The sequence below is a fragment of the Methylomicrobium agile genome (genome assembly GCF_000733855.1).
GTDB lineage: Bacteria > Pseudomonadota > Gammaproteobacteria > Methylococcales > Methylomonadaceae > Methylomicrobium > Methylomicrobium agile.
Map to the genome: position 1 here is coordinate 392,310 of NZ_JPOJ01000001.1, position 20,691 is coordinate 413,000.

Below are 20,691 nucleotides of genomic sequence, written 5' to 3' on the forward strand. Positions count from 1 at the left end.
TCATTTTAAGGCCATACGGTGAGGCGCTTGCCGGTGTCGAGAAGATGCACGGTACAAACCAGGCAGGGATCGTGGGAGCGAATGATATGGCCGATTTCCACAGGATCGTCCGGATCCTCGACCGTCAAACCGATCAAACTGCTTTCCCAATGCCCGTGCCGTCCTTCGCTGTCTTTCGGCGAGGCATTCCAAGCTGTCGGCGTGATGACCTGATAGCGGCTAATGACACCGTCCCTGACCTGCAGCCAATGCCCCAGTGCGCCGCGAGCGGCGGTAACCAACCCAAAGCCTTCGCCGTCGGGAATTTCTTTGTCGGCAGGCGGAAGGATATGCGGCTCGCCGGGATGCGCGGCCAACTCGTGCAATAGTTGCGACATTGCCTTGAGCAGCCGCGCCGTACGGTGCAGACGGGCGAACTGGCGCAGCCAGGCATTGCCGCCTTCGGCCCGATAGAGCGCATGAATCAGGGGTTCGCCGTCGATCAGCGCATCGGCCAGGGGCCCGGTTTGCACCACCTTGTCCCGATAGCGCGGCGCCTTGCACCAGGTATAACGATCGGAATGGGGCTGATAATCGGGGACGGTCTGCCCCTGAAACGGATGGCGCCCGCCCGGATAAGGAAGAAACCAGGAATAACGCACATGTTCGGTGATTTCGTTCTGGTCGAACGGTTCGATACTCCCGGCATCGCCATTCAGGAAACCGGCTTTAAACAAGCGTTTGCGGTAAGGAGAGAAATTTTCCACATCTTCCGGATCGTCGTAAGCCCCATAACTGATCATGTGCGGAGTTCCGCAACCCAGCCGGTGCAGGCCGATCTCGCGGCTCATCCGGGTCAGCAATCCAATGGCGCTGTCGGCATGGGCTTCTCCCGCCTCCAGCCAGTCGAAAAATTCATCGGCGGATTGCAGCGCCAGCCAATCGTCCAGGGGCGTCCCGATCACGGATTTCTCGAACCACCGCGTCAGCTTGTTGAGCAGCGACAGGCCGTCGATGAGGTGGCGGCTGCTTGCCGGCGTCGTCACGCCGCCCGGCACCATGTAAGAGGAATGCGGCCATTGGCCGCCGAACAGGGCGATGATCTCGACGATATGCCTCGAATGTTCCAAAGCGCCGCGGTAAATCTCTCCCTGAAACGGTAAGAATGCCGCCCGCGCCTTGTCATACAAGGGCAACGACCGGTATTTAGGATGGCAAAAATCGGCGGTGAAAAACAAAAAGGATTGCCTAAGATCGCTTTGCACCGTCTCGGCCATCAGGCACAAATTGCGGATGCGCATGGCGGCGGGCGGAACCGGCAGGCGGGCGAGATGCTCCAGCGCGAGCACGGCGGCATTCAATTGCGCGGTGCCGCAAATACCGCAGATACGCGGAGTCATGACCAAAGCATCCATGGGTTTACGGCCCAGGAGGATCTGTTCGAATCCTCTGTAGAGGGAACCCACACAGCGGGCGTCGACAATCCGGCTACCCTCCAATTCGAGTTGGAAATCCACGTCCCCCTCGACGCGGTTCATGTCGATTTGGATGATCTTTCTCGACATAACTTAAGGATCCATCTTTTTATTCAATACCCGCAAAGGCGCCGCTTCGTGCGCCAAGCTTTTGTACGCCATATAATTGGAGCGCGCCACATCCAACGGCAGGTGTACCGGTACCTCGCCGATTTTTTCGGTGCGGAACAAATCGTGGTCCAGAGGAAAATCGGGGGAAGTGCAGCCGAAACACGGTACGCCAGCCCGGGTCTTGCTGCTGCGGCCGTTCCAGAGTTCCGTATTGCATATCGCCACCGTCATCGGCCCCTGACAGCCCAAATTGAAAAACAGGCAGGCCTTATTGCCGAACTCGGCGTCCTCGACATCGTATTCGTGATACTCGATGCGGGTGCAGCCCTGGTGCACCATGGTATTGAAAAAAGCTTTCGGACGATTCAAATGGTCGAGTTCGACCGGCAGCCCGGAAGCCAGCATGGCCAGCGTTTTGGTCATTGCATTGGGATGGGCGGGACAGCCCGAAATATTGATGACGGGAAGTCCCTTGCGCGACCGCCATTCGATCGGCAAAAGTCCACCGGGATTTTTCTTATCGAATTGCAGGCCGAGGCAATCGGTAGGATTGGGCGGCGCGGCATGAACGCCGCCGTAAGCGGCGCAAGTGCCCATCGCCACCACGTATTCGGCTTTCTCGACCAACTCCCGGACCAGGCTCATTTTGGAGCGTCCGCGATAGGGATCGTACATGCCTGAGCCGTCGGGCCCGGTTATGATGCTGCCTTCGATGCATAAAACATCCAGTGCTTGCCGATCCGCCAGAATGGCCTCGATCAAGACATCCAGTTTTTTCATCGGCTCCATGGATAAAGATGGCTGCCAGAGTACTTCGATGCCATACTCGTCGACAAGGTCTTCCAGAGAGGGACTGTCCGCGCAGAGCATCGACATGGTGTCCCCCCCGCAAGAGCCGGTTTGCAGCCAAAGCAATGCCGTCACAAAAACTCCGATAACGCTTTAAAACTGTAATAATTTTAGTTCAATTGTTACAAGACTATTTACTATTTTTAAACTACCGGCTCATTGCGAGATTTTCTTGCGCATCGAACGGCTTCAATCCCTGACCGCTTCGATCTGAATGATCACTTTGACCTCGTCGGCCAACGCCGGCGCATATTTGTCCACGCCAAAATCGGAGCGTTCGATCGTCGCGGTCGCGTTCGCCCCGCAGACATTTTTCATCGAGATCAGATTCATTCCGCAGTGGAAGCGGTCCACGGTCAAATGCACCGGCTTGGTCACGCCGTGCAGCGTAAGTTCTCCCTTTGCGCCGGTTAATTGTCCCTGCTTGTCGAAGATCAACTGTTTCGATTTGAACAGGATTTTCGGAAAACGCGCGACATCGAGGAAATCCTCTCCCCGCAGATGCTTTTCCAGTTCCGGGAGGCCTGTGCTGATCGAAGCCGCATCGATCGCGACATCGATCGAGCCGCCGGCAGGCGATGCGGGCGCGAGCGCTATTTTGCCTTCGGTCTGATTGAAACGACCCCGCTGTATCGAAAAACCGAGGTGATCGATTTCAAAGCTCGGAAAGGTATGACGCGGATCGACAGTATAAGTGTCGGCTAGCGCCGTCGATGTAAAGCCCGATACAGCGACAGCAGCGGCAAACAACGCGAATAATAAACGGATCATAGGAATTTTCCTCAGCAAGGGGGTCAATATTTGTAAATACAATATTAGCGAGTTATCGGAAGTTTTGATTGATTATCAACATAAAAGAAACAATGAATTAATTCAATTCCGCTTGATAGTTCGGCAAAAACTAATATACTAATGCCATTGCTTTAGCAAACTCCATGCCAGGTTTTTCGAACAGCCAGTGTCCCCGAGAGGCCGGCCTCTCGCCTGCCAAGAGTTTCAGCGCGGCATAGCTTCTATTTTCAGCCTTTTTCATACACCTCCTCGAAGTGTGAAAAAATTCGGAACCTCCACAATCCGAAGCGTTTGTCTCCCGGCGCCCGTAGTAGGCACCGGGAGTATTTTTTTGCATTTCCCCCGTTGATTTTCCCGTTACGGCGAACCCGCCGATTCCGGCAGCCAGTCCAATACCTGTTGCCTTGCGCGCTCCGCCAGCTCGGCAAAGCCTTGTACCGCCCCCTGTGCATCGGGACTGATCTTGCCGCTGCGCAAAACGAACTCCCGCGCACCCAGCTTCTTTTTGCTATCGGCCGCAAACGCTTCGACCGAAAAGTGCATCAGTACAAAAGCACTTCCCGGCGCCTCGAATTGCTGCTCGAAATTCACCAGGCGAATCACCAGAGAATAGTTCGGACCTAAGCGCCCCGAACTGAAATGCAGCCTGAGCAGATCCGGCGGAGGCGCAATCCACTGATCCAGATTATAGAAACGCACCCGGGTCGGCTGGTCGTAAAGCAGCCGGTAACGGATCCGGTTATCGCTCAGCCATTTCGGCGCAATGACGCGAATTTCCGCGGTCGCGGCATTTTGCGGGCCGGCCGCCGCCGGCGGAAGCGGGCCAACGCCGAAATCGTGCAGCGCCGGTACCCGCACGGTTTCCGAACAACCCAGCAACAGAACGCCGGCGGCATAAAGTAAGCGGTATTTTTTCATCGAGGCTCCTTATAGCCCGGCTCGCCCGGTGCGGGTTCCTGATCGGGGAGGCCAAAAATCAGCGACTGCGGGTTATTTTCGAGCAAATTCGCGATTTTGTTCACCTGCTGCGCTGCCGACTGCAACTCGCTCATCAGCTCGTTGACTTTCGGAAGCGTAGTCTGAGTGACCTGGTCGCTCACTTCGAACCCGGTCTCGGCCAGTCTCTCGGCCTTTTGCTCCAACGCTCTGACATCCTTGCTCAAGCTCTGCAAGTCGTTCGCCAGCCGATCGATATTGTCCAATGTTTTTCCGGCCCGATTCCCGAGCTTCGGCACCTCGGCCAGCGCCTTGTCCACGCCTTTTTCGAGTTGATTCAACTTATTCGAGAGGCTTTTCAGATTGTTCAGGATGTCGGTGACGTTCTTTTCGTTTTCATCGCTCAGAAATACGCTGAGCCGCACCATGATATGCTCGGCTTTTTTCAGAATATCCTCGCCGGTGTTCATCAATCGGTCGGCCAAAGACGGCTGCAGCGGTATCCGATCGGCCGGATCGCTTCCCGGCGGCAGCGGCCCGCCGGGGTGTTCGGGATCTTCGAGCTGAATTTGAGTCAGACCGGTCACGCCTTTTAACTGCAAGGTCGCGAACACGCCTTTACTCAGCACGATCTCCTTGTCGACCTCGATCGGAACCAGGATCGCCCCGGAATCGTTCGGATCGAAATGGATGTCGAGAACTTTGCCGACCGCAATGCCGCGGTAGAACACGGTCGACTCGGGATTCAGGCCGGTCACCGACTGGCGGGTCGAAACATAGTAGACGTTGCGTTCGCGCTCGAAATGGCCGATCCAGTACACAACCACGGCGGTGGCCGCCGTCAGGACGATCAGGAAGACGCCGGTAATCAGCGCATATTTATTTTTGCCCATGCGTCGTATCCAGATTTTGAAAAACCCGCTCGGCGCGGTTGTTGTGAAAAAAACGCTCGACGAACGGATGCGGACAGCTTAACACCGATTCGAGGGGACCGAAGGCAACCAGTTGGCCGTCCGCCAATACCGCGATCCGGGTACACAGATCGCGCAGAATGTCGAGGTCGTGCGTCACCATCACCACCGTAAACTCCAGATCGCGGTGCAATTCGGACAAAAGACTGACGAAATCCTCGCTCGAAATCGGATCGAGGCCGGAGGTCGGCTCGTCCAACAGCAACAAATCCGGTTCGAGGATCAGAGTACGCGCGAGCGCCACCCGCTTGGTCATGCCGCCCGACAAATCCGCCGGCTTCAGCCAGGCGTCGCGCACCGACAAGCCGACCCGGGACAGTTTCATGAACACCAGCCGCCTGATGATCTCCTCATCGTCGAAACCGAGCTCGCGCAACGGAAAGGCGATATTGTCGAACACATTGAGCACGCTGAACAACGCGCCTTTCTGAAACAGTACCCCGCAGTTACTCTGCAGATGCCGGCCGATTTGATGCAGCGACTGTCCCATTACGAAGATTTCGCCTTCGCTCGGCGCCTGCAGGCCGATGATTTCGCGCAGCAGCGTAGTCTTGCCGCTGCCGGAAGCACCGACCAGTCCGAGGATCTCGCCGTGCTCAAGGCTCAGATTGATGTCCCTGTGCACAATTTTGTCGCCGAAGCGGGTCCAGATATGTTCGAGACAGATCGCCGAGTCCTTCATATCGGCATCCCGATGCCCATGAACAGGATCGCGAACACCGCATCGACCATGATCACGATCGTGATCGAAGAGACAACCGAATTGGTGGTTTCATTGCCCAGGCTTTCGGTATTCGGCTTGATCTTGAAGCCGAAATGGCAGGCGACCAGCGCGATCAGAAAGCCGAACACCGCGCTTTTCAACAGGCCGATAAACACATTCAACAACGGCACCGCATCGGGCAGCTTCAAAAAGAACTGCATATAGCCGATGTCGAGCGTGTTCTGCGCCGAAAACATCCCCCCGAGCAGCGCCGAACCGCTGGTCCACACGCCGATCAACGGCAGCACGACCGCCAGGGCCGCGACCTTCGGCAACACCAGCCGCAACGAATGCGAAATGCCCATCGCGGACAGCGCATCGAGTTCTTCGGTGACCCGCATGATGCCGATCTGCGCGGTCATCGCGGAACCGGAGCGTCCCGCGACCAGGATCGCCGCGAGCAATGGACCCAGTTCGCGAATGATACTGAGCCCCAGGATGTCGATAATGTAGATTTCCGCGCCGAACAGCTTGAGCTGCAGGGCGGACAGATAGCTCAGCACGATACCGATCAGAAAACCGACCAGCGCGGTGATTCCGAGGGCGCGTACGCCCGACTCGTAGATAGTGATCGAAATTTCGGTCCACGGCACCTGGCCCGGATGGCGCAGCAAGTAGCCCACATCCAGCAGTAACTGGCCCAGCAAGGTCACCAGATCCAATGTTTGCCGGTAAAAATCGGCTATAAAGCCGTAAAGAAAGAGCAATATCGCGCCGAGATCGCGTTTGGGCGGCGCGGTTTCGGAAACTTCCTGCGCCTGCCAGCGCTCCAGCATACGCAGATGTTCGGGACGTATCGCCAGCCCCTCGGGCAAGGTCCGGCCCCACTCCTGCCAAAGGATCAGCGCGGCCGCATTGTCGAGCACATCGATCGTCTCCAAATCCCAGTGCAGCCCGGACTTGCTTCGCGCATACTTTCTGAGTTGGCGGCGCAGCGCCGGCATCTCGCACAGATTACGCAAATTCCATTCTCCGGACAATCTGACGCCATACAGTTTTCCGTCCCGCTCGATTGCGTCCAGCGCAGGCTCGGCTCTTTCACCTATGAAAAACATCGAAACGTCCGGACACTGGAGGTGTGATCAAAGAAAAACGATTGCAAACCCATCATACGCTCATTGCTCGCCCCGGCCTATGCCGAACTGACGCTTTTAAATGCTCTCCGACGATCTCGAAAACCGGCCTTCCGGCCACCGGTGCCGAAACGGCCGCCCAGCCTGCGACCTTATAGCGTTTCCCGGCCTCGATCGGCTTGCCGCCCTGCAGCCGCATCGCACCGATGCGTTTGCCCCCTTCGGCCGCGGGATCGCAATCGAACCGCATGCCGCCCGTCCTGACCATGTCGCCGCCCTGCCGATAGTAAGGATCGGGATTGAACAGATTATCGGCCACGTCTTCCAGCATGTTTTTCAATTGTGCGCCCGTCATCGTGGCGGCATAGGTTTCGGGATAAGTGACCGCGGTATGATTCATCACATCTTCCATCGCGATCGTCCGGCCAGGCAATACGGCCGTACCCCAGCGGAAACCGGGCGTCAACGCGATGTCCGCGCCGTACTCGGCCAGCAGCGCATCCAGAATCAGGCCGTCGAAAGTTCCATAAAAATTATCGCGGCGGTACAGCAGCTCGTTCGCCTCGGCCAATGGCTGCCGCAAGACAGGCAGATACGGCATTCTCAAGCTATCGATCAGACTCTGCATTTCCGGATCGGGTTCCAATAGCTCCGCAAAGACCGGCAGCAAACGATAGCGTATCGCCTGCAGCCGACCGCCTCCGGCTTGCAGGTCGATCACCGCCAGAAACTTGCCGTGGCTGCCCGCGTTGGTGACCCAGGTCCTGCCTTGCGGATTCGCGACCGGGATCGGTTCGGGAACCGCATCGTGGGTATGGCCTCCCAGGATCAGATCGATTCCGGCGACGCGCGAAGCCAGTTTCAGATCGACACCCATGCCGTTGTGGGACAGTAAAATAATCGCGTCGGGCCGTTCGGCGGCGCGTATCCGGCCGACGAGCGACTGCAGGCGCCGTTCCTCGATCCCGAACCGCCAACCCTTGACGAAACGCGGCGGGTTCGCGATCGGCGTATAAGGATAAGCCTGGCCGATCACCGCAATCCGGATTTTGCCGAACTGTTTGATCAGGTAAGGCTTGAACAGCTCGTCATTGTCCGTGCCAAACTCAAAAACCGCTTCCTCGGCCTGTGCCGCATTCTGCGCGAGAAAAACGCCTTTGAAGCGTTTCAGATTCTCGAAAAGCCGCTCCTTGCCGTAGGTAAACTCCCAATGCCCGGTCATCGCGTCGACGCCCAGCAGATTGCAGGCGTCGACCATATCCTGCCCGCGCGTCCATAACGCGGTCGCCGAACCTTGCCAACTGTCGCCGCCGTCGAGCAGCAAGGTCTTGTCAGGCCCGCGTAAAGCCCTGATCGTTTTGATCAATGTCGCCAGGTGCGCGAAGCCGCCCATTTTTCCATAACGGTGCGCGGCGTTGTCAAAATCGAGATGAGTCAAGGCGTAAGCCTCGCGGCTGTGCGGACGAATGCCGAAACGGCGCAGGAACTGCTCGCCGCTCAGGTGGGGCGGCGCATTTTTGCCGGCGCCGATACCTAGATTGACCGCCGGCTCACGGTAATACACCGGCAGCAACTGCGCATGGCAGTCGGTCATGTGCAGGATCGTGACGTCGCCGAACTCCGGCTGGCGGTAATAATCGCGGCGCGCCGCCGAACAGCCGTAAACGGCGGCAGGCGACAAAGCGAGGTATTGAAGAAAGCGGCGACGGTTCATCTCGTAGGGTACGCTGCGCGTACCTTGCTCGGGAGAACTCCCGGATAGCTTTGGAAAAGGTACGCGCAGCGTACCCTACGCGAGCCGGGAAGCATAAGCGCCATATGCCCGGTAAGCCGCAACGAGGGACAAGATCAAAAAAATCGTTCCGCTGATCCGGTGCAGCAACGCCAACGGAAATTTCTGCAGGATCGTGCGTCCGGCCAGCACGCCCAGCGCCGAAGTCGTGACCAGCGCCGCGGTCGATCCGATCCAGACCGCGGCAGGCATCGAAGTGCTGCTCAGCGCCACGACCGCAAGCTGCGTTTTGTCGCCGAACTCGGCGACCGTAATCAATAAAAACGTGGTAAAGAAGATGCCGTGCCCGCTTTTTTCGCGGATTTCCTCGTCTTCATCGCCGCCTGCGCGCAGGGCGTGAATCCCGAACGCGCCGAACAGAAAGGCGACCGTCGCCGCGACGATGTACTCGGGCAGCCAGCTTGCAATCGCGGCGCCGAATACGACCGCCAGCGTGTTCAACAAGGCGAACGCCGCGCTCGCCCCCAACACCACCGGCCAGGCTTTGTGCCTGGAAGCCAACGTCATACAGACCAGTTGGCTTTTGTCGCCGATTTCGGCAGTGACGATCAAAGCGAAACTGGTGGCGGCGGCAAGCCCGGTTTCGCGCCAATTGCCGCCGGTCAGCAAGGCAGCAAACTTGTGCAGGAAAACCTGTAAATAGGACTCGGCAGGAAGACTATGGAGCCAGGCGGTCAGGTGCGTCAGTAATTGTTCGGCTTTGTCCATGCAATGGCTGAATGGAAAGATCGGTAGAGTGTAAAGCGGGAAAGAAGAGAGTTCGCGCGGCGCATGCCGTTCGGCTCAACCCAGCATATTGTCCAGAATCATCATCAGGATGAAGCCGAACATCAGCGCAAAGGTGGCATAGCGGGAGCGTTCGCCCGCGCCGCCATGCGTCTCCGGGATAATCTCTTCGCTGATCACGAACAGCATCGCACCGGCCGCAAAGCCCATCGCCACCGGAAGAATCGGCTGGAAGACCGTCACCATCGTAATCCCGAGCAAGCCGCCGACCGGCTCGACCAGCCCGGTCAGGGTGGCAATCGCAACCGCACGCCATTTGTCGTAGCCCAATCCGACCAGCGGCAGCGCGACGGCCAGGCCTTCGGGAATGTTCTGCAAGCCGATCGCGATCGCCAGAACAATGCCGGTTTTCATTTCGCCGGTGCCGAAACTGACCCCGACCGACATGCCTTCCGGAAAGTTGTGAATCGTGATCGCGACGATAAACAGCCAGATTTTGCCGAAAGACGTTTTGCGCAGATCGGACACCTGATCGAAATGCACATGCGGCAACTGACGGTCGGCATAATGCAGAAACAGCGCGCCGATCAGCATCCCGAACGAAACCAGATAAATGCCCTTGCCGGCCCAGACCGCGTTGCCGAAGCCGATGCCGGGAACCAGCAGCGAAAACGCGGTGGCGGCGAGCATCACGCCGGCTGCGGCTCCGAGCATGCCGTTGAACAGATTGTTCGAGATATTCCGGAAAAACAGCGCCGGCAACGCGCCGACGCCGGTCGCCAATCCGGCTAGAATGCTGGCCAGGAAGCCGATCACCACGACTTTGCCGAAGATCAGGTACAAAGCGCCGAAAATGATCAACTGCGACAACAGAAACAAACCGGCGATCGTGGCCCAGCGTTCTGTCGGCGGCAACGCCATCAATTTCCGATAATAAGGGCTGGCCATCGCCTTGACTACCTGGGCCTCCAAAAATCCTTGTATCTTTTTAAATTTCTGGTCCTGTATCGTCGTCATTTCGCCCGCCTCTGCCGATGGTTCATATTGACTGCCGATTATAACTAAATACAAATAACCGATGTAAGGTTATTGCACTGAATTGATTATCCTGAACATCGCAATTTAAAAATTTAATTCATCCTAAATTCAGCTTCACACCAATATGCTATCGCTTCATTTACCCACAACTGTAAGGATTCACCATGTCAAGAAAAGCGTTCTTATTTGTCCCATTATTGGCCATCGCTGGCGCAGCCATGGCGGAGCAGAGCCTGCTCGAAAGCATTGCGAAACAGGCGGCTAAAAATACCGCGACAACGGTAGCTCCCGGCGCGGTAGAACGCGCCGAGGCAGCTAATCAGGCCTTGCAGGATGCCAAGCAAGTGAAGGAAGCCGTACAAAATGCGCCTGAAGCGGCAAAAAGCCAAGCCGTAGAAACGCTCAAAGCAACCGCGAAGGAAAAACTGGAAGCCGCGACGCCGGAACAACTGAAGCAAGGCGCCGACGCTGTCAAAAAAGGCACGGAAACCGCCAAACGACTGAAAGCACAAGCCGGCAATCTGCCGGAATCTTCAAAACAGGCGGCCAAGACGGCGAAGCACAAGGCGAAGCAAAAAATGGCGGAAAAAGCGTTGGAAATGTTGCAATAAAGCCGATCCGAACCGTTTCAACCGTAGTGAAACTTAAATAAATACGGTTGAAACGGTGCTTAACTCAGGGCGGAAGAACCCAACATCTGACACTTTCTTGATTCTTCTCCTGCCGGACTCACTCCTGGGTGTCGTTGACTAAATCATAAGTGACGTTGGGATTAAAGCCCATCGGCCAATAGATGGCAGCGAATGGCGGCCAGAAGATAGACACGACGCGAAATTTGGTCCGCAATCTGCCTTCCTTGACCGTTTGCCCATCTTTTTCCAATCGGTAAGGAATCCCGCCGCCCGGCGGCATACCGGCCGCGGTCCAGAAGAACGGCTTGGTCGTGACCTTGCCGCCCGCATCGACCTGCACCGGTTGCGGCCGTTCATAAATATACAACTTGGAGCCTTCCGGTACTTTGAAGGTCCCGGTCGTCGTACAACCGGTCGCCAAAATCAACGACGCCAACAGCAAACTGGTTTTTTTTATCATGCTCATTTCCTCGGGTTGATTCGGGATCGTTCAATCCCAGCGTTTAAAAATCAGGGAGGTGTTGATGCCTCCGAAAGCGAAGTTGTTGCTCATCACATAACCGCAGTCGAGCCGGCGGACCGCGCCGACAATATAATCCAGTTCCGCACAATCCGGATCGATCGTTTCCAGATTCGCGGTCGGATGAAACCAGCCTTCGCGCATCATCCGGATCGCGGTCCAGGCCTCCAGCGCGCCGCAGGCGCCGAGCGTATGCCCGGTATAGCTTTTCATCGCGCTGATCGGCGTATGGGCGCCGAAGATCGCCCGAGTGGCATGGCTCTCGGCGACGTCGCCATGCTGGGTCGCGGTGCCGTGCGCACTGATATAGCCGATCGCCCCCGGCAGCAGACCCGCGTCGTCGAGCGCGAGCCGCATCGCGACCTGCATGCTGCGGCTGTCGGGCTGGGTCACGTGCAGGCCGTCCGAATTGGTGCCGTAGCCGACCACTTCGGCGTGAATCGCCGCGCCGCGCGACCTGGCATGCTCAAGCTCTTCGAGAATCAGCGTGCCCGCCCCCTCCCCGATCACCAGTCCGTCGCGGTGCAGATCGAACGGCCGCGGCGTGGTTTCGGGCGCGTCGTTTTTCAGGCTGGTCGCATAGAGCGTATCGAACACGGCCGCCTGGCTGGCCGAAAGCTCGTCCGCGCCGCCGGCCGCCATCAGCGTCTGCCGGCCGTACTTGATCGCTTCGTAGGCGTAGCCGATGCCCTGACTGCCCGACGTGCAGGCGCTGGACGTCGTATAAACGCGGCCGTTGATTCCGAAAAACAGGCCGATGTTGACCGCCGCGGTATGGCTCATCATCCGGATATAGGAGGTCGCATTCAGCCCGTCGGTCCGGTGGTTCAGCAGCATGTTGCCGAAATCCGCGATCGCGTCGAAACTGCCAGAACAGCTGCCGTATGCGACACCCATACGCCCGCTTTTCAGTACCGGATCGTCGATCAATCCGGCATCCTGCAGCGCCAGTTCGGTCGCATAGGCCGCCATCAGAGCGACCTTGCCCATGCTGCGCGTCTGCTTGCGGGAATAATGCGCGGGCCGCGCGAAATCGACCGGGCCTGCGAGCCGCGTATTCAGCCCCTGGTATTTGTCCCATTCGGGCATGGCGCGAATGCCGGTCGCCTGCGTCTTTAAACGTTCCGAGACGGTCCGCCAGTCATTGCCGAGCGGAGACAGCCCGGCCATCCCGGTCACCACGACGCGCTTCATCAGCACAAGCCTCCGTTGACCGCGATCACTTGGCGGGTAATGTAGGCGGCGTCCTTGGACAGCAGAAAAGCGACCGCTGCGGCGACCTCTTTCGGCTGCCCGACACGGCGCGCCGGAATCATCTTTTTGATCTCGTCCAGCGGCAGCGCTTCGACCATTTCGGTTTCGATCAGGCCGGGCGCGACGCAATTGACCGTGATGTCCCGCTTGGCCAGTTCCAGCGCCAGCGCCTTGGTCGCGCCGATGATGCCGGCCTTGGCGGCGCTGTAATTGACCTGGCCTCGGTTGCCGATCAGACCGGAGACGGACGACAGAGTCACGATGCGGCCCGGTTTACGCCTGCGCACCATCGGCATGATGATGGGCTGCAAGACATTATAAAAACTGTCGAGGTTGGTATGGATCACGCTGTCCCACTCTTCCCCGGTCAGCGACGGAAACGCATTGTCGGCGGCGATGCCGGCATTGCAGACCACGCCGTAATAGGCGCCGTTCGCATCGATGTCCTCGGCCAAGTGCTGCGCGCATTGAATGCGGTCGCCGATATCGAATTGCAGGATCCGGGCGTTGCGGCCGAGTGTTTCGATTTCCGCCGCGACCTCCGCGGCTTGATCGCGCCGGCTGCGGCAATGCAACACCGGATCGTAGCCCTGGGCCGCCAGATACAAGGCGATCGCCTTGCCGATACCGCGGCTCGAGCCGGTCACTAAAACGGTCTTATTTTTCATAATGCATTATCGTATCGAGGGGTGCCTGGTAGACATTCAGCACGGCGCTTACTTTAACATGATCGCCGGTTAGCCGGCAGTCGAACACCGACAAGTGCCCGTCCTGCATGATTTTTTCGACCCGTACCGTCAATACGGAACCGATCCGGAAGCCGGGCGCGCTGCTCTCGAAACGCCGGGTGCCGAGTAAAAAGCCCAGCCTGATCGGCTCGCCGGCCCGCTTGGCATGCAGGCCGGCATACAGGCCGATCGTCTGCGCCATGTATTCGATGCCGGCCCAGGCCGGAACCGTATCGCCGCCGCCGAACAGCGGGCCGGTCCGGACGGTCAGCTCGGCAGTGGCCGTCTCCTCATCCCAGGCAAGCACTTTGTCGAGCCAGATCATCCCGCCGGTATGCGGCAGCAGTTCGGCGACCTCGAACAGCGGAAAATCGTTCATGCCCGCCCGACCACGATCGAGATGTTATTGCCGCCGAACGCGAACGAATTGCTTTGGCAGGTGTCGATCCGGCGCTTCAGTTCGTCGCCCGGACGCGCGAGATTCAATGGGGCCAGTAGCGGATCATCCGTGTCGTCGCTGACGTTCGGAATCGGCCGGCCCCTTTCGTCGCCTCTGTTCAGCAGCAGCCAGCAAAAACCGAGTTCGAGCGCGGCTGCCGCGCCCAGCGTATGGCCGGTCATGCCCTTGCTCGAACTGGCCGGCACTGCGTCGCCGAACAACGCGTTGACCGCCTTGCTTTCCATGCTGTCGTTCAGCACGGTCGCGGTGCCGTGCAGATTCAGATAATCGATTTCCTCGGAACGCTTGCCGGCATCTTCCAGAGCCAAGTGCATGGCCCGACCCACCGCCAGCCCGTCCGGATCGGGCGCGGAAAAATGGTAGGCGTCGCTGGTGGCACCGATCCCGAGCAGTTCGACAGGACCCTGCACCCTACTCAACACGAACAGACTGACCGCCTCGCCGATGTTGATCCCGTCCCGGTGCGCGCCGAACGGCTTGCACAAACCGCCGCTCAACGACTCCAGGGCCGCGAAACCGTTGACCGTCAGATTGCAGAGCGTATCGGCGCCGCCGACGATTACCGCATCGCATAGCCCTAAGCGCAGCAGGCGGCGCGCGGACGCGATCGCCCGTCCGCTCGAAGAACAGGCGGTCGACAAGGTATAGGCCGGTCCGCCGAGATTCAGGCAGGCGGCCAGAAAATCGGCGCCCGACCCCATTTGCTGCTGCTTGTAATGGAAACCGTCCGGCAAGCTGCCGTTTTGGGCCTGGTGAGCCAGCGCCAGCTCGGTGTTCCGAACCCCGGACGTACTCGTGCCCAACACGCAACCGATACGGTCCTTCCCAAAGCAGGCGACCATTCGCTCGACCGTATCGCGGATTTGTTCCAGTGCGGCCAGCAACAGGCGGTTATTGCGGCAGCGGTAATACCCGAAACGGTCGCCGATTTCCGGCAGTTCGGCATCGATCCGGCCCACCGCGAACGGCCGGCCGGGGCTGAACCGGTCGGTAAAGACCAGGCCCGAACGGTCTCCGGCCAGCAGCCTCGCCAGTACCTCTCGCTTACCGTTTCCGGCCGCGCAAAGCATGCCGACGTCATTCAGATACAACTTCATAGCTGACCGTCCGGATCGCAAGCCGGTAATGATACTGCAGGTTGACCAGTTCGGCCGCTTCCGGCCATGTGCCGTCGGTGTTCGGATAGTGTATTTCGACCAGAGGCTTGCCATCCACGGATAAGCGGCGGAAGCCCGGTCCGGCCTCCAGCGTCAAGCCTTTCGGCAACTGCTTCCGCACGCTGTCGAGCGGCCAGTAAACCAGTTGCAAATCCGCAACGATCAGCTCGGGAACGAGCGTCTCGGGAACCAGAGGATTTTTGTCCGCTTCCAGGGTCTTCCCGTCATAGGTCAAGTTGAACAGGCTCAGCCCATCCTGGGTAAGGCCGGCCATCGCGATACGCCGGCTGTCCAGTTCCAGCACGCAGAGCAGCGTTTCCTCGCTTTCCGGCCAGTGCGCGGTCAACTGCTGCACGATGCGCCGCTCCGGACCCAAAGGCGGCGCGAGCGGAAACAAAGGCTGCGGGCGCACCCCGGCTTGCCGGGCCGCTTCGGGCAGGCTTCCGTCTTGAGGATGAATCGACGCGCAACCGGCCAAACCAATGATCAAGGCAACCAAGCTTAACTGTCGTCGCGGCATAATTCGGCGAGCGTATCCAGCCGCGAGCGGGCGTTCTTCACGTAAGGATTGTTTTCGTCCCAGGCGTAACCGGCCAAAATCGAGCAGATCATCGCCTTGACCTCGGGCTGCTGGTGCGAATGGAAGATCACGTCCTGAAAACGGCCGTCGTACCACGCATCGACAAATACCCGGAACGTATCGACGCCGCGTTTCAACGGCTGCGCATAATCCTGCTCCCAATCGACCGGCTCGCCCCTGAATTGCCGGTCCAGCGCCGCCGTGGCCAGCATTGCGGACTTCATCGCAATCGTCACGCCCGAGGAAAAAATCGGGTCGAGAAACTCGCCCGCGTTGCCGAGCAGCGCGTAGCTCTGACCGTAAAGGCTTTTGACGTTGGCCGAATAACCGACCAATGTATTGATCTTGTCATCGAATACCGCGTTTTTCAAAATCCGGCCGAGCCCCTCATCCTGATGGATCAATGCCTGCAATTGCGCGCCGTAATCCTCGCCCGGCGCATAAAAAGTTCGTTCGGCCACTACGCCGACGCTGCTGCGTCCGTTGCTGAACGGGATCAGCCAGAACCAGACGTCCTTGTGCTCCGGATGCACGGTGATCCGGATTTTGTTCCGGTCGAACGCAGGATCGTCGATCCGGTCTTCGATATGCCCGAACAGGGCCTGCCGGACCGGAAATCCCGACGGAGACTCCAGACCGAGCAGGCGCGGCAGTATCCGCCCGAAACCGCTCGCATCGAGCACGAAGTCGGCCGCGTAATCGTAAATCCGGCCGTCCGTGTCGGCGACAGTCAGACAGGCCTGATCGCCGGAAAAATCGACCGACTTCACCTCCATCTCCCAGTGGATGTCGACGCCCATCCGCGCCGCTTCGTCGGCCAGCAGCGCGTCGAAGCGGCCGCGCTGGACCTGAAAGGTCGTGCCGATGCCGGGGGTAAACTTGTCTTCGAAATCGAATTCGGTGTAATGGTCGCCGAAGGCGAACGCGGCGCCGTCCTTGAACTGGAAGCCGGCGCCCTTGACCGCGTCGAGCATCCCGGCTTCCTTAATGAACTCCATGCACTGCGGCAGCAGGCTTTCGCCGATGCTGAAGCGGGGAAAACGCTGGCGCTCCAGGATGATCACCTGATAGCCTTGTTTTCTGAGCAAGGCCCCCGCGATACTGCCGGAAGGGCCTGCGCCGATGATGATCACTTTGCTTTGACGCGGTTTATCCATGCGGGGGGATGTTCCTTGGCATGTGTAAGTGGAGAAAAGAAAATTATAATGCGGAGGTCGGGTTTTCGGAAAAAATGTCGGATTGATAAAACCCGTAGGGCGGAACGCGATAGCGGTTCCGCCAATTGGGAATTGCATATGGCGGAACCGCTATCGCGTTCCGCCCTACATTTTCATTCCCCAGAGTAACGCCCAAATACATATTGCTGAATTACCGGCCTTTCAGCATCGCAGCTTCTATCAGCTCGGCAATCGCCGCGATCGCGCCCCGGTTTTCGTTTAAAAACGCCCTGGCCCGATCCGCCAGCTCCTCCCGCCGCTCCGGGTCGGCATATAACGAAAGGAGTATCGCGGTAATTTCTTCCGGAGACCGGCACTGCAGCGCGGCCTGGCGCGCCAATACGCCGGCGGCAATCTCCTTGAAGTTGGCCATGTAGGGTCCGAACATCAGCGGCACCCCGGCCGCAGCCGCTTCCAGCAGATTGTGCCCCCCGACCGGCACCAGGCTGCCGCCGATGAAAGCCACGTCAGCCGCCGCGTAAAGCATCTTGAGCTCGCCCATCGTATCGGCGATATACCCATCGGTTTCGGCCGTACAGTGACTCCCCGACGTGCGCATCACGGCTTTCAGCCCGCGTTCCTCGCACAGATTCTTGACCTCGCTGAAACGCTCGGGATGCCGGGGCACGATCGCCAGCAGCAGATTCGGGATTTTTGCCTTGATTTCAGGATAAAGGTCCAGAAACGGCGCTTCCTCGTTTTTGTGCGTGCTGGCGAGAATCCAGACGAAACGGTCGCCAAAGATCGAAGCTTTGAGCCGCCTGCCCTGCGCCAGCGTCTCTTCGGCGATCTCGATGTCGAACTTCATGTTGCCCATTACCTTGACCGAATCCGGCTTCGCGCCGATCTGCACAAACCGTTCCGCATCATCCGCGGTTTGCGCGGCGATCAGGCTGACGTGTTTCAGCGCCGGACGAATCAGCGAAGGAATCTTTCGATAGCCGCGCGCGGATTTTTCGGACAGGCGGGCGTTGATCAAAAACAGTGGAATTTGCTGCCGGCCGCAGGCCGCGTACAGGTTCGGCCAGATCTCGGTTTCCATGATTACCGCAAAGCACGGCTTGAAGGTACTCAGAAACCGTCCGATCACGAACGGCATGTCGTAGGGTAGATACGCATGCTCCGCTTTGCCGCCGAACACCGCCTGCACCCTGGCCGAACCGGTCGGAGTGGTGGTCGTGATCAGCAGGCGCCATTCGGGCCGCCGCGCCTGCAACACCTTCAGCAGCGGAAACAGCGCCTCGGCCTCGCCGACCGACACCGCATGGAACCAGACAACGTTTTGGGAATAGATTTTATCGTAAAAGCCGAAACGCTCGTTCCAGCGGCGGCGGTAGGCCGAAGCCTTAAGGCTGCGCCAGAGTAACCGCAGCAAAATAAACGGCGTTAAAAGATAGAACAGAACGGTATAGAGCGCACGCATCAAAGGCTACTGTTTCGGCTACGGGAAGGGAATCGCTTTCCGATTGAAAACTCAACCGGCCCATTATAGCAACACCCGGAAGAAATCCGCTCCGGCAGTATTACGGCAAAACGGAGTTTGTAGTTCCGTCTTCAACGTTTCAGTCATTGCCTGAACTTCGGAGAAAAGATCCGGACGGGTTTACCAAACCCGTCCGGCGAAGGGCTGCATTCGATCGTTTTTTTAGGAAAAACAGCGTCATAACCGATCTAATGGGCTTACAACTCCTCTTCCGCCCTTGTTGAGAACATTCACTCTGAGGCGTACACACTCCATCAAGCGCATGCCCGTGCCGTAAAGGAGATTTGCCATCAATCCATAGACTCCGCTCATCCGCGCCAGCACGGTGCTCACCTCGGTTCGCGTCAACACACTGGGTAAACATTGCGGTTGCTTGGCACGCACGATATTATCCAGCCAGGGCAAATCGATTAAAAGGATTTCTTTGTACAAAAATAGTAAAGCGGACAATGCTTGGTTTTGTGTTGAAGCCGATACCTGGCCTTCCACTGCGAGATGCGTCAAAAAAGTTTCAATTTCCATTGCACCCATTTCTAACGGATGGCGTTTACCGTGAAACAAAATAAACCGCTTGATCCACTGCACGTAAAGCTTCTCGGTACGGATACTATAGTGCTTGACGCGAATCCGGTCACGGACTTGATCTAGGAGCTTTGGAGGTGTATTTTTCGTTAGCATAAAGAGGTTGCTATCAATAATTAAATATTGTAGTATCCAGTTTAGCAGATTATCAGAGTGGCGTTATACACCGATAATCGTAGATTAATATACACCTGTATAGGTGTCTACTTAACGTTGGGCGGCCAAATATGAGTGATCTAGAAAACCCAAAATACCCTCCTGACAACGAGATTAAAGTTGAGTGGACAACTTTTCATAAAATGATACTCATATTCACAACATTGCTTATATGGGTTTGGTTCTTTGTTAGTCACGGATTTTCTGGCGAAACTGCATTTAACAAATTTCTATCCTTGCTCGGTCTCAACATTGATATTGTCGGTGTTACAATCGCATCATTAAAACCGCCATACTACGGGTTGTTTTGTGACGGCGGAGCAATTGAGTTCAAGCGTCAAAAAGCTGAACATGAAAGCTTTAAGCGCGGTATGTTTTTAATTGCTCTTGGGTTATTATTTCAAGCTCTTGGTGTACTTGTGTAATAGTAAATCTTTTTTAATAAGGCACTACCTTCTGGTAGCATACAAACAAGCTCTTTATTTTGTGCCTTAAGTTTTTCAAGCTATTCGAGCAAGGCTAGTTTTCCGGCATCTGTGCTTATTTCAAAGTACGTTTCTGGTGTTTCAATAACATAGTTTTCAGTTTCAATAGTCATATTTGTGTTTTTTGGTTAGTTACTTGTTGGTCTGGTTTTCATAATTCGGCCCAACAAGTCGGTCAAGGCGACGCGCCGCCCGTTGGCGGTTTTGAAGTTTGGTTTTTTATCAAGGTTCGGCGGCTTCGTTTAAGCTCTGTGAACGGCGCGCCCCTTACCGTAACGTTAGGCGTTGCTAGGTTTCTTTGCATAGCAGGCGTACAATAAGCCACTAATTTCCTTACAATGGGGGCAGCATGAATTTTCATATTGAGTATGAACGCGAAGCTGATGGTCGCTGGTTAGCCGAAGTGCCAGAACTTCCTGGCGTGCTTACTTACGGTGTTTCCGCCAATGAAGCAATGGCTAAGGCGGAAACATTGGCTCTGCGAGTGCTCGCAGAACGAATTGAAATAGGGGAAAGTCAGCCTGTGCCAATCAGTATTGAGTTCGTAGCGGCATGAGCCAATGGCCTTCTACAAAGGCTAAACGTGTTCTTGCTGCTCTACTTTACATTGGCTGGAGCATTAAGCGTCAATCCGGCTCTCATCGTACCTTATCCCGTGATGGTTGGCCTGATTTTGTGTTCGCCTTTCATGACGGCGAAGAAATCGGGCCTCGTATGCTGACTCGAATAGCCAAACATACTGGGCTTAATCCGAGCGATTTATGAGTTCTTGGCTTTAACCGTTCTCTACAGCCTAACAAAACGGTCAAAGGGACGCGCCGCCCTAAGGCGGTTTTGAAGGATTGCTTTTTAATCGGGTTCGGCGGTTTCGTTTAAGGCTTGTCCACGGCGCGCGCCTTACCTTTACGTTATCCTTGTTAGAAGGGAAGTTC

General features: G+C 57.1%; 23 protein-coding genes. 4 read left to right on the forward strand and 19 right to left on the reverse strand.

Annotated features, from left to right (window positions below; genetic code table 11):
- Positions 1-5: 5 nt before the first annotated feature.
- The 10 genes from CC94_RS0101865 to CC94_RS0101915 form a co-directional block, all read right to left on the reverse strand.
- Entirely contained in the window at positions 6-1,544 is a 1,539-nt protein-coding gene (locus CC94_RS0101865; protein ID WP_005373434.1) for a nickel-dependent hydrogenase large subunit, read from the reverse strand.
- A 3-nt stretch (positions 1,545-1,547) separates the two neighbouring features.
- A complete protein-coding gene (locus tag CC94_RS0101870; protein ID WP_005373436.1) occupies positions 1,548-2,489 on the reverse strand; it encodes an NADH-quinone oxidoreductase subunit B family protein in 942 nt (313 codons plus the stop codon).
- 114 nt (positions 2,490-2,603) lie between these two features.
- A complete protein-coding gene (locus CC94_RS0101875) occupies positions 2,604-3,185 on the reverse strand; it encodes a YceI family protein (RefSeq protein ID WP_005373438.1) in 582 nt (193 codons plus the stop codon).
- A 378-nt stretch (positions 3,186-3,563) separates the two neighbouring features.
- Positions 3,564-4,124 carry an ABC-type transport auxiliary lipoprotein family protein gene (locus tag CC94_RS0101885; protein ID WP_005373441.1) on the reverse strand — a complete coding sequence of 187 codons (561 nt, stop codon included), beginning with the start codon at positions 4,122-4,124 and terminating at the stop codon, positions 3,564-3,566.
- Complete coding sequence (locus CC94_RS0101890; protein WP_005373443.1) at positions 4,121-5,035, reverse strand: MlaD family protein; 915 nt, start codon at positions 5,033-5,035, stop codon at positions 4,121-4,123. The genes CC94_RS0101885 and CC94_RS0101890 overlap by 4 nt, the downstream gene beginning before the upstream one ends.
- The gene (locus CC94_RS0101895; RefSeq protein ID WP_005373445.1) at positions 5,022-5,795 is read right to left on the reverse strand and encodes an ABC transporter ATP-binding protein; all 774 of its coding nucleotides are present in this window, start codon (positions 5,793-5,795) and stop codon (positions 5,022-5,024) included. The genes CC94_RS0101890 and CC94_RS0101895 overlap by 14 nt, the downstream gene beginning before the upstream one ends.
- Entirely contained in the window at positions 5,792-6,931 is a 1,140-nt protein-coding gene (locus CC94_RS0101900) for an MlaE family ABC transporter permease (protein ID WP_005373447.1), read from the reverse strand. The genes CC94_RS0101895 and CC94_RS0101900 overlap by 4 nt, the downstream gene beginning before the upstream one ends.
- A gap of 52 nt (positions 6,932-6,983) precedes the next feature.
- Entirely contained in the window at positions 6,984-8,663 is a 1,680-nt protein-coding gene (gene soxB / locus CC94_RS0101905) for a thiosulfohydrolase SoxB (protein ID WP_005373449.1), read from the reverse strand.
- Positions 8,664-8,738: 75 nt separating this feature from the next.
- Complete coding sequence (locus CC94_RS0101910) at positions 8,739-9,449, reverse strand: TMEM165/GDT1 family protein (RefSeq protein ID WP_005373451.1); 711 nt, start codon at positions 9,447-9,449, stop codon at positions 8,739-8,741.
- 75 nt (positions 9,450-9,524) lie between these two features.
- Positions 9,525-10,484 (reverse strand): ZIP family metal transporter, encoded by a 960-nt coding sequence (locus CC94_RS0101915; RefSeq protein WP_005373453.1) that lies wholly within the window; start codon positions 10,482-10,484, stop codon positions 9,525-9,527.
- A 185-nt stretch (positions 10,485-10,669) separates the two neighbouring features.
- Here CC94_RS0101915 and CC94_RS0101920 point away from each other — a divergent pair, with 185 nt between their 5' ends.
- Positions 10,670-11,116 (forward strand): hypothetical protein, encoded by a 447-nt coding sequence (locus tag CC94_RS0101920; RefSeq protein WP_005373455.1) that lies wholly within the window; start codon positions 10,670-10,672, stop codon positions 11,114-11,116.
- A 118-nt stretch (positions 11,117-11,234) separates the two neighbouring features.
- On the opposite strand, the gene CC94_RS0101925 is transcribed toward CC94_RS0101920, so the two are convergent.
- The 9 genes from CC94_RS0101925 to CC94_RS0101965 all read right to left on the reverse strand — a co-directional run bounded on the left by CC94_RS0101925 (position 11,235) and on the right by CC94_RS0101965 (position 19,214).
- Positions 11,235-11,597, reverse strand: coding sequence for a hypothetical protein (locus tag CC94_RS0101925; RefSeq protein WP_031429626.1), 363 nt, complete (start codon positions 11,595-11,597; stop codon positions 11,235-11,237).
- Between the two features lie 30 nt (positions 11,598-11,627).
- Positions 11,628-12,851 (reverse strand): beta-ketoacyl-ACP synthase, encoded by a 1,224-nt coding sequence (locus CC94_RS0101930; protein ID WP_031429627.1) that lies wholly within the window; start codon positions 12,849-12,851, stop codon positions 11,628-11,630.
- Positions 12,851-13,579 carry a 3-oxoacyl-ACP reductase FabG gene (fabG, locus tag CC94_RS0101935; RefSeq protein ID WP_005373460.1) on the reverse strand — a complete coding sequence of 243 codons (729 nt, stop codon included), beginning with the start codon at positions 13,577-13,579 and terminating at the stop codon, positions 12,851-12,853. The genes CC94_RS0101930 and fabG overlap by 1 nt, the downstream gene beginning before the upstream one ends.
- A complete protein-coding gene (locus CC94_RS0101940) occupies positions 13,569-14,018 on the reverse strand; it encodes a hotdog family protein (protein ID WP_005373462.1) in 450 nt (149 codons plus the stop codon). Before CC94_RS0101940 ends, fabG begins: the two co-directional genes overlap by 11 nt.
- Positions 14,015-15,196, reverse strand: a complete 1,182-nt coding sequence (locus CC94_RS0101945) for a beta-ketoacyl-[acyl-carrier-protein] synthase family protein (protein WP_005373464.1) — start codon at positions 15,194-15,196, stop codon at positions 14,015-14,017. Before CC94_RS0101945 ends, CC94_RS0101940 begins: the two co-directional genes overlap by 4 nt.
- Positions 15,177-15,776 carry a DUF3261 domain-containing protein gene (locus CC94_RS0101950; protein WP_005373465.1) on the reverse strand — a complete coding sequence of 200 codons (600 nt, stop codon included), beginning with the start codon at positions 15,774-15,776 and terminating at the stop codon, positions 15,177-15,179. Before CC94_RS0101950 ends, CC94_RS0101945 begins: the two co-directional genes overlap by 20 nt.
- Entirely contained in the window at positions 15,758-16,993 is a 1,236-nt protein-coding gene (locus tag CC94_RS0101955; protein WP_005373467.1) for an NAD(P)/FAD-dependent oxidoreductase, read from the reverse strand. Before CC94_RS0101955 ends, CC94_RS0101950 begins: the two co-directional genes overlap by 19 nt.
- 211 nt (positions 16,994-17,204) lie before the next feature.
- The gene (gene waaA, locus CC94_RS0101960; RefSeq protein WP_005373469.1) at positions 17,205-18,476 is read right to left on the reverse strand and encodes a lipid IV(A) 3-deoxy-D-manno-octulosonic acid transferase; all 1,272 of its coding nucleotides are present in this window, start codon (positions 18,474-18,476) and stop codon (positions 17,205-17,207) included.
- A 237-nt stretch (positions 18,477-18,713) separates the two neighbouring features.
- Positions 18,714-19,214, reverse strand: coding sequence for a phage integrase N-terminal SAM-like domain-containing protein (locus CC94_RS0101965; protein ID WP_005373471.1), 501 nt, complete (start codon positions 19,212-19,214; stop codon positions 18,714-18,716).
- A gap of 131 nt (positions 19,215-19,345) precedes the next feature.
- Here CC94_RS0101965 and CC94_RS0101970 point away from each other — a divergent pair, with 131 nt between their 5' ends.
- The 3 genes from CC94_RS0101970 (at position 19,346) to CC94_RS22755 (ending at position 20,524) form a co-directional block, all read left to right on the forward strand.
- Positions 19,346-19,699, forward strand: a complete 354-nt coding sequence (locus tag CC94_RS0101970; RefSeq protein WP_031429629.1) for a hypothetical protein — start codon at positions 19,346-19,348, stop codon at positions 19,697-19,699.
- 409 nt (positions 19,700-20,108) lie between these two features.
- Positions 20,109-20,315 carry a type II toxin-antitoxin system HicB family antitoxin gene (locus CC94_RS22750; RefSeq protein WP_005373474.1) on the forward strand — a complete coding sequence of 69 codons (207 nt, stop codon included), beginning with the start codon at positions 20,109-20,111 and terminating at the stop codon, positions 20,313-20,315.
- Positions 20,312-20,524 carry a type II toxin-antitoxin system HicA family toxin gene (locus tag CC94_RS22755; protein WP_005373476.1) on the forward strand — a complete coding sequence of 71 codons (213 nt, stop codon included), beginning with the start codon at positions 20,312-20,314 and terminating at the stop codon, positions 20,522-20,524. Before CC94_RS22750 ends, CC94_RS22755 begins: the two co-directional genes overlap by 4 nt.
- Positions 20,525-20,691 lie beyond the last annotated feature (167 nt).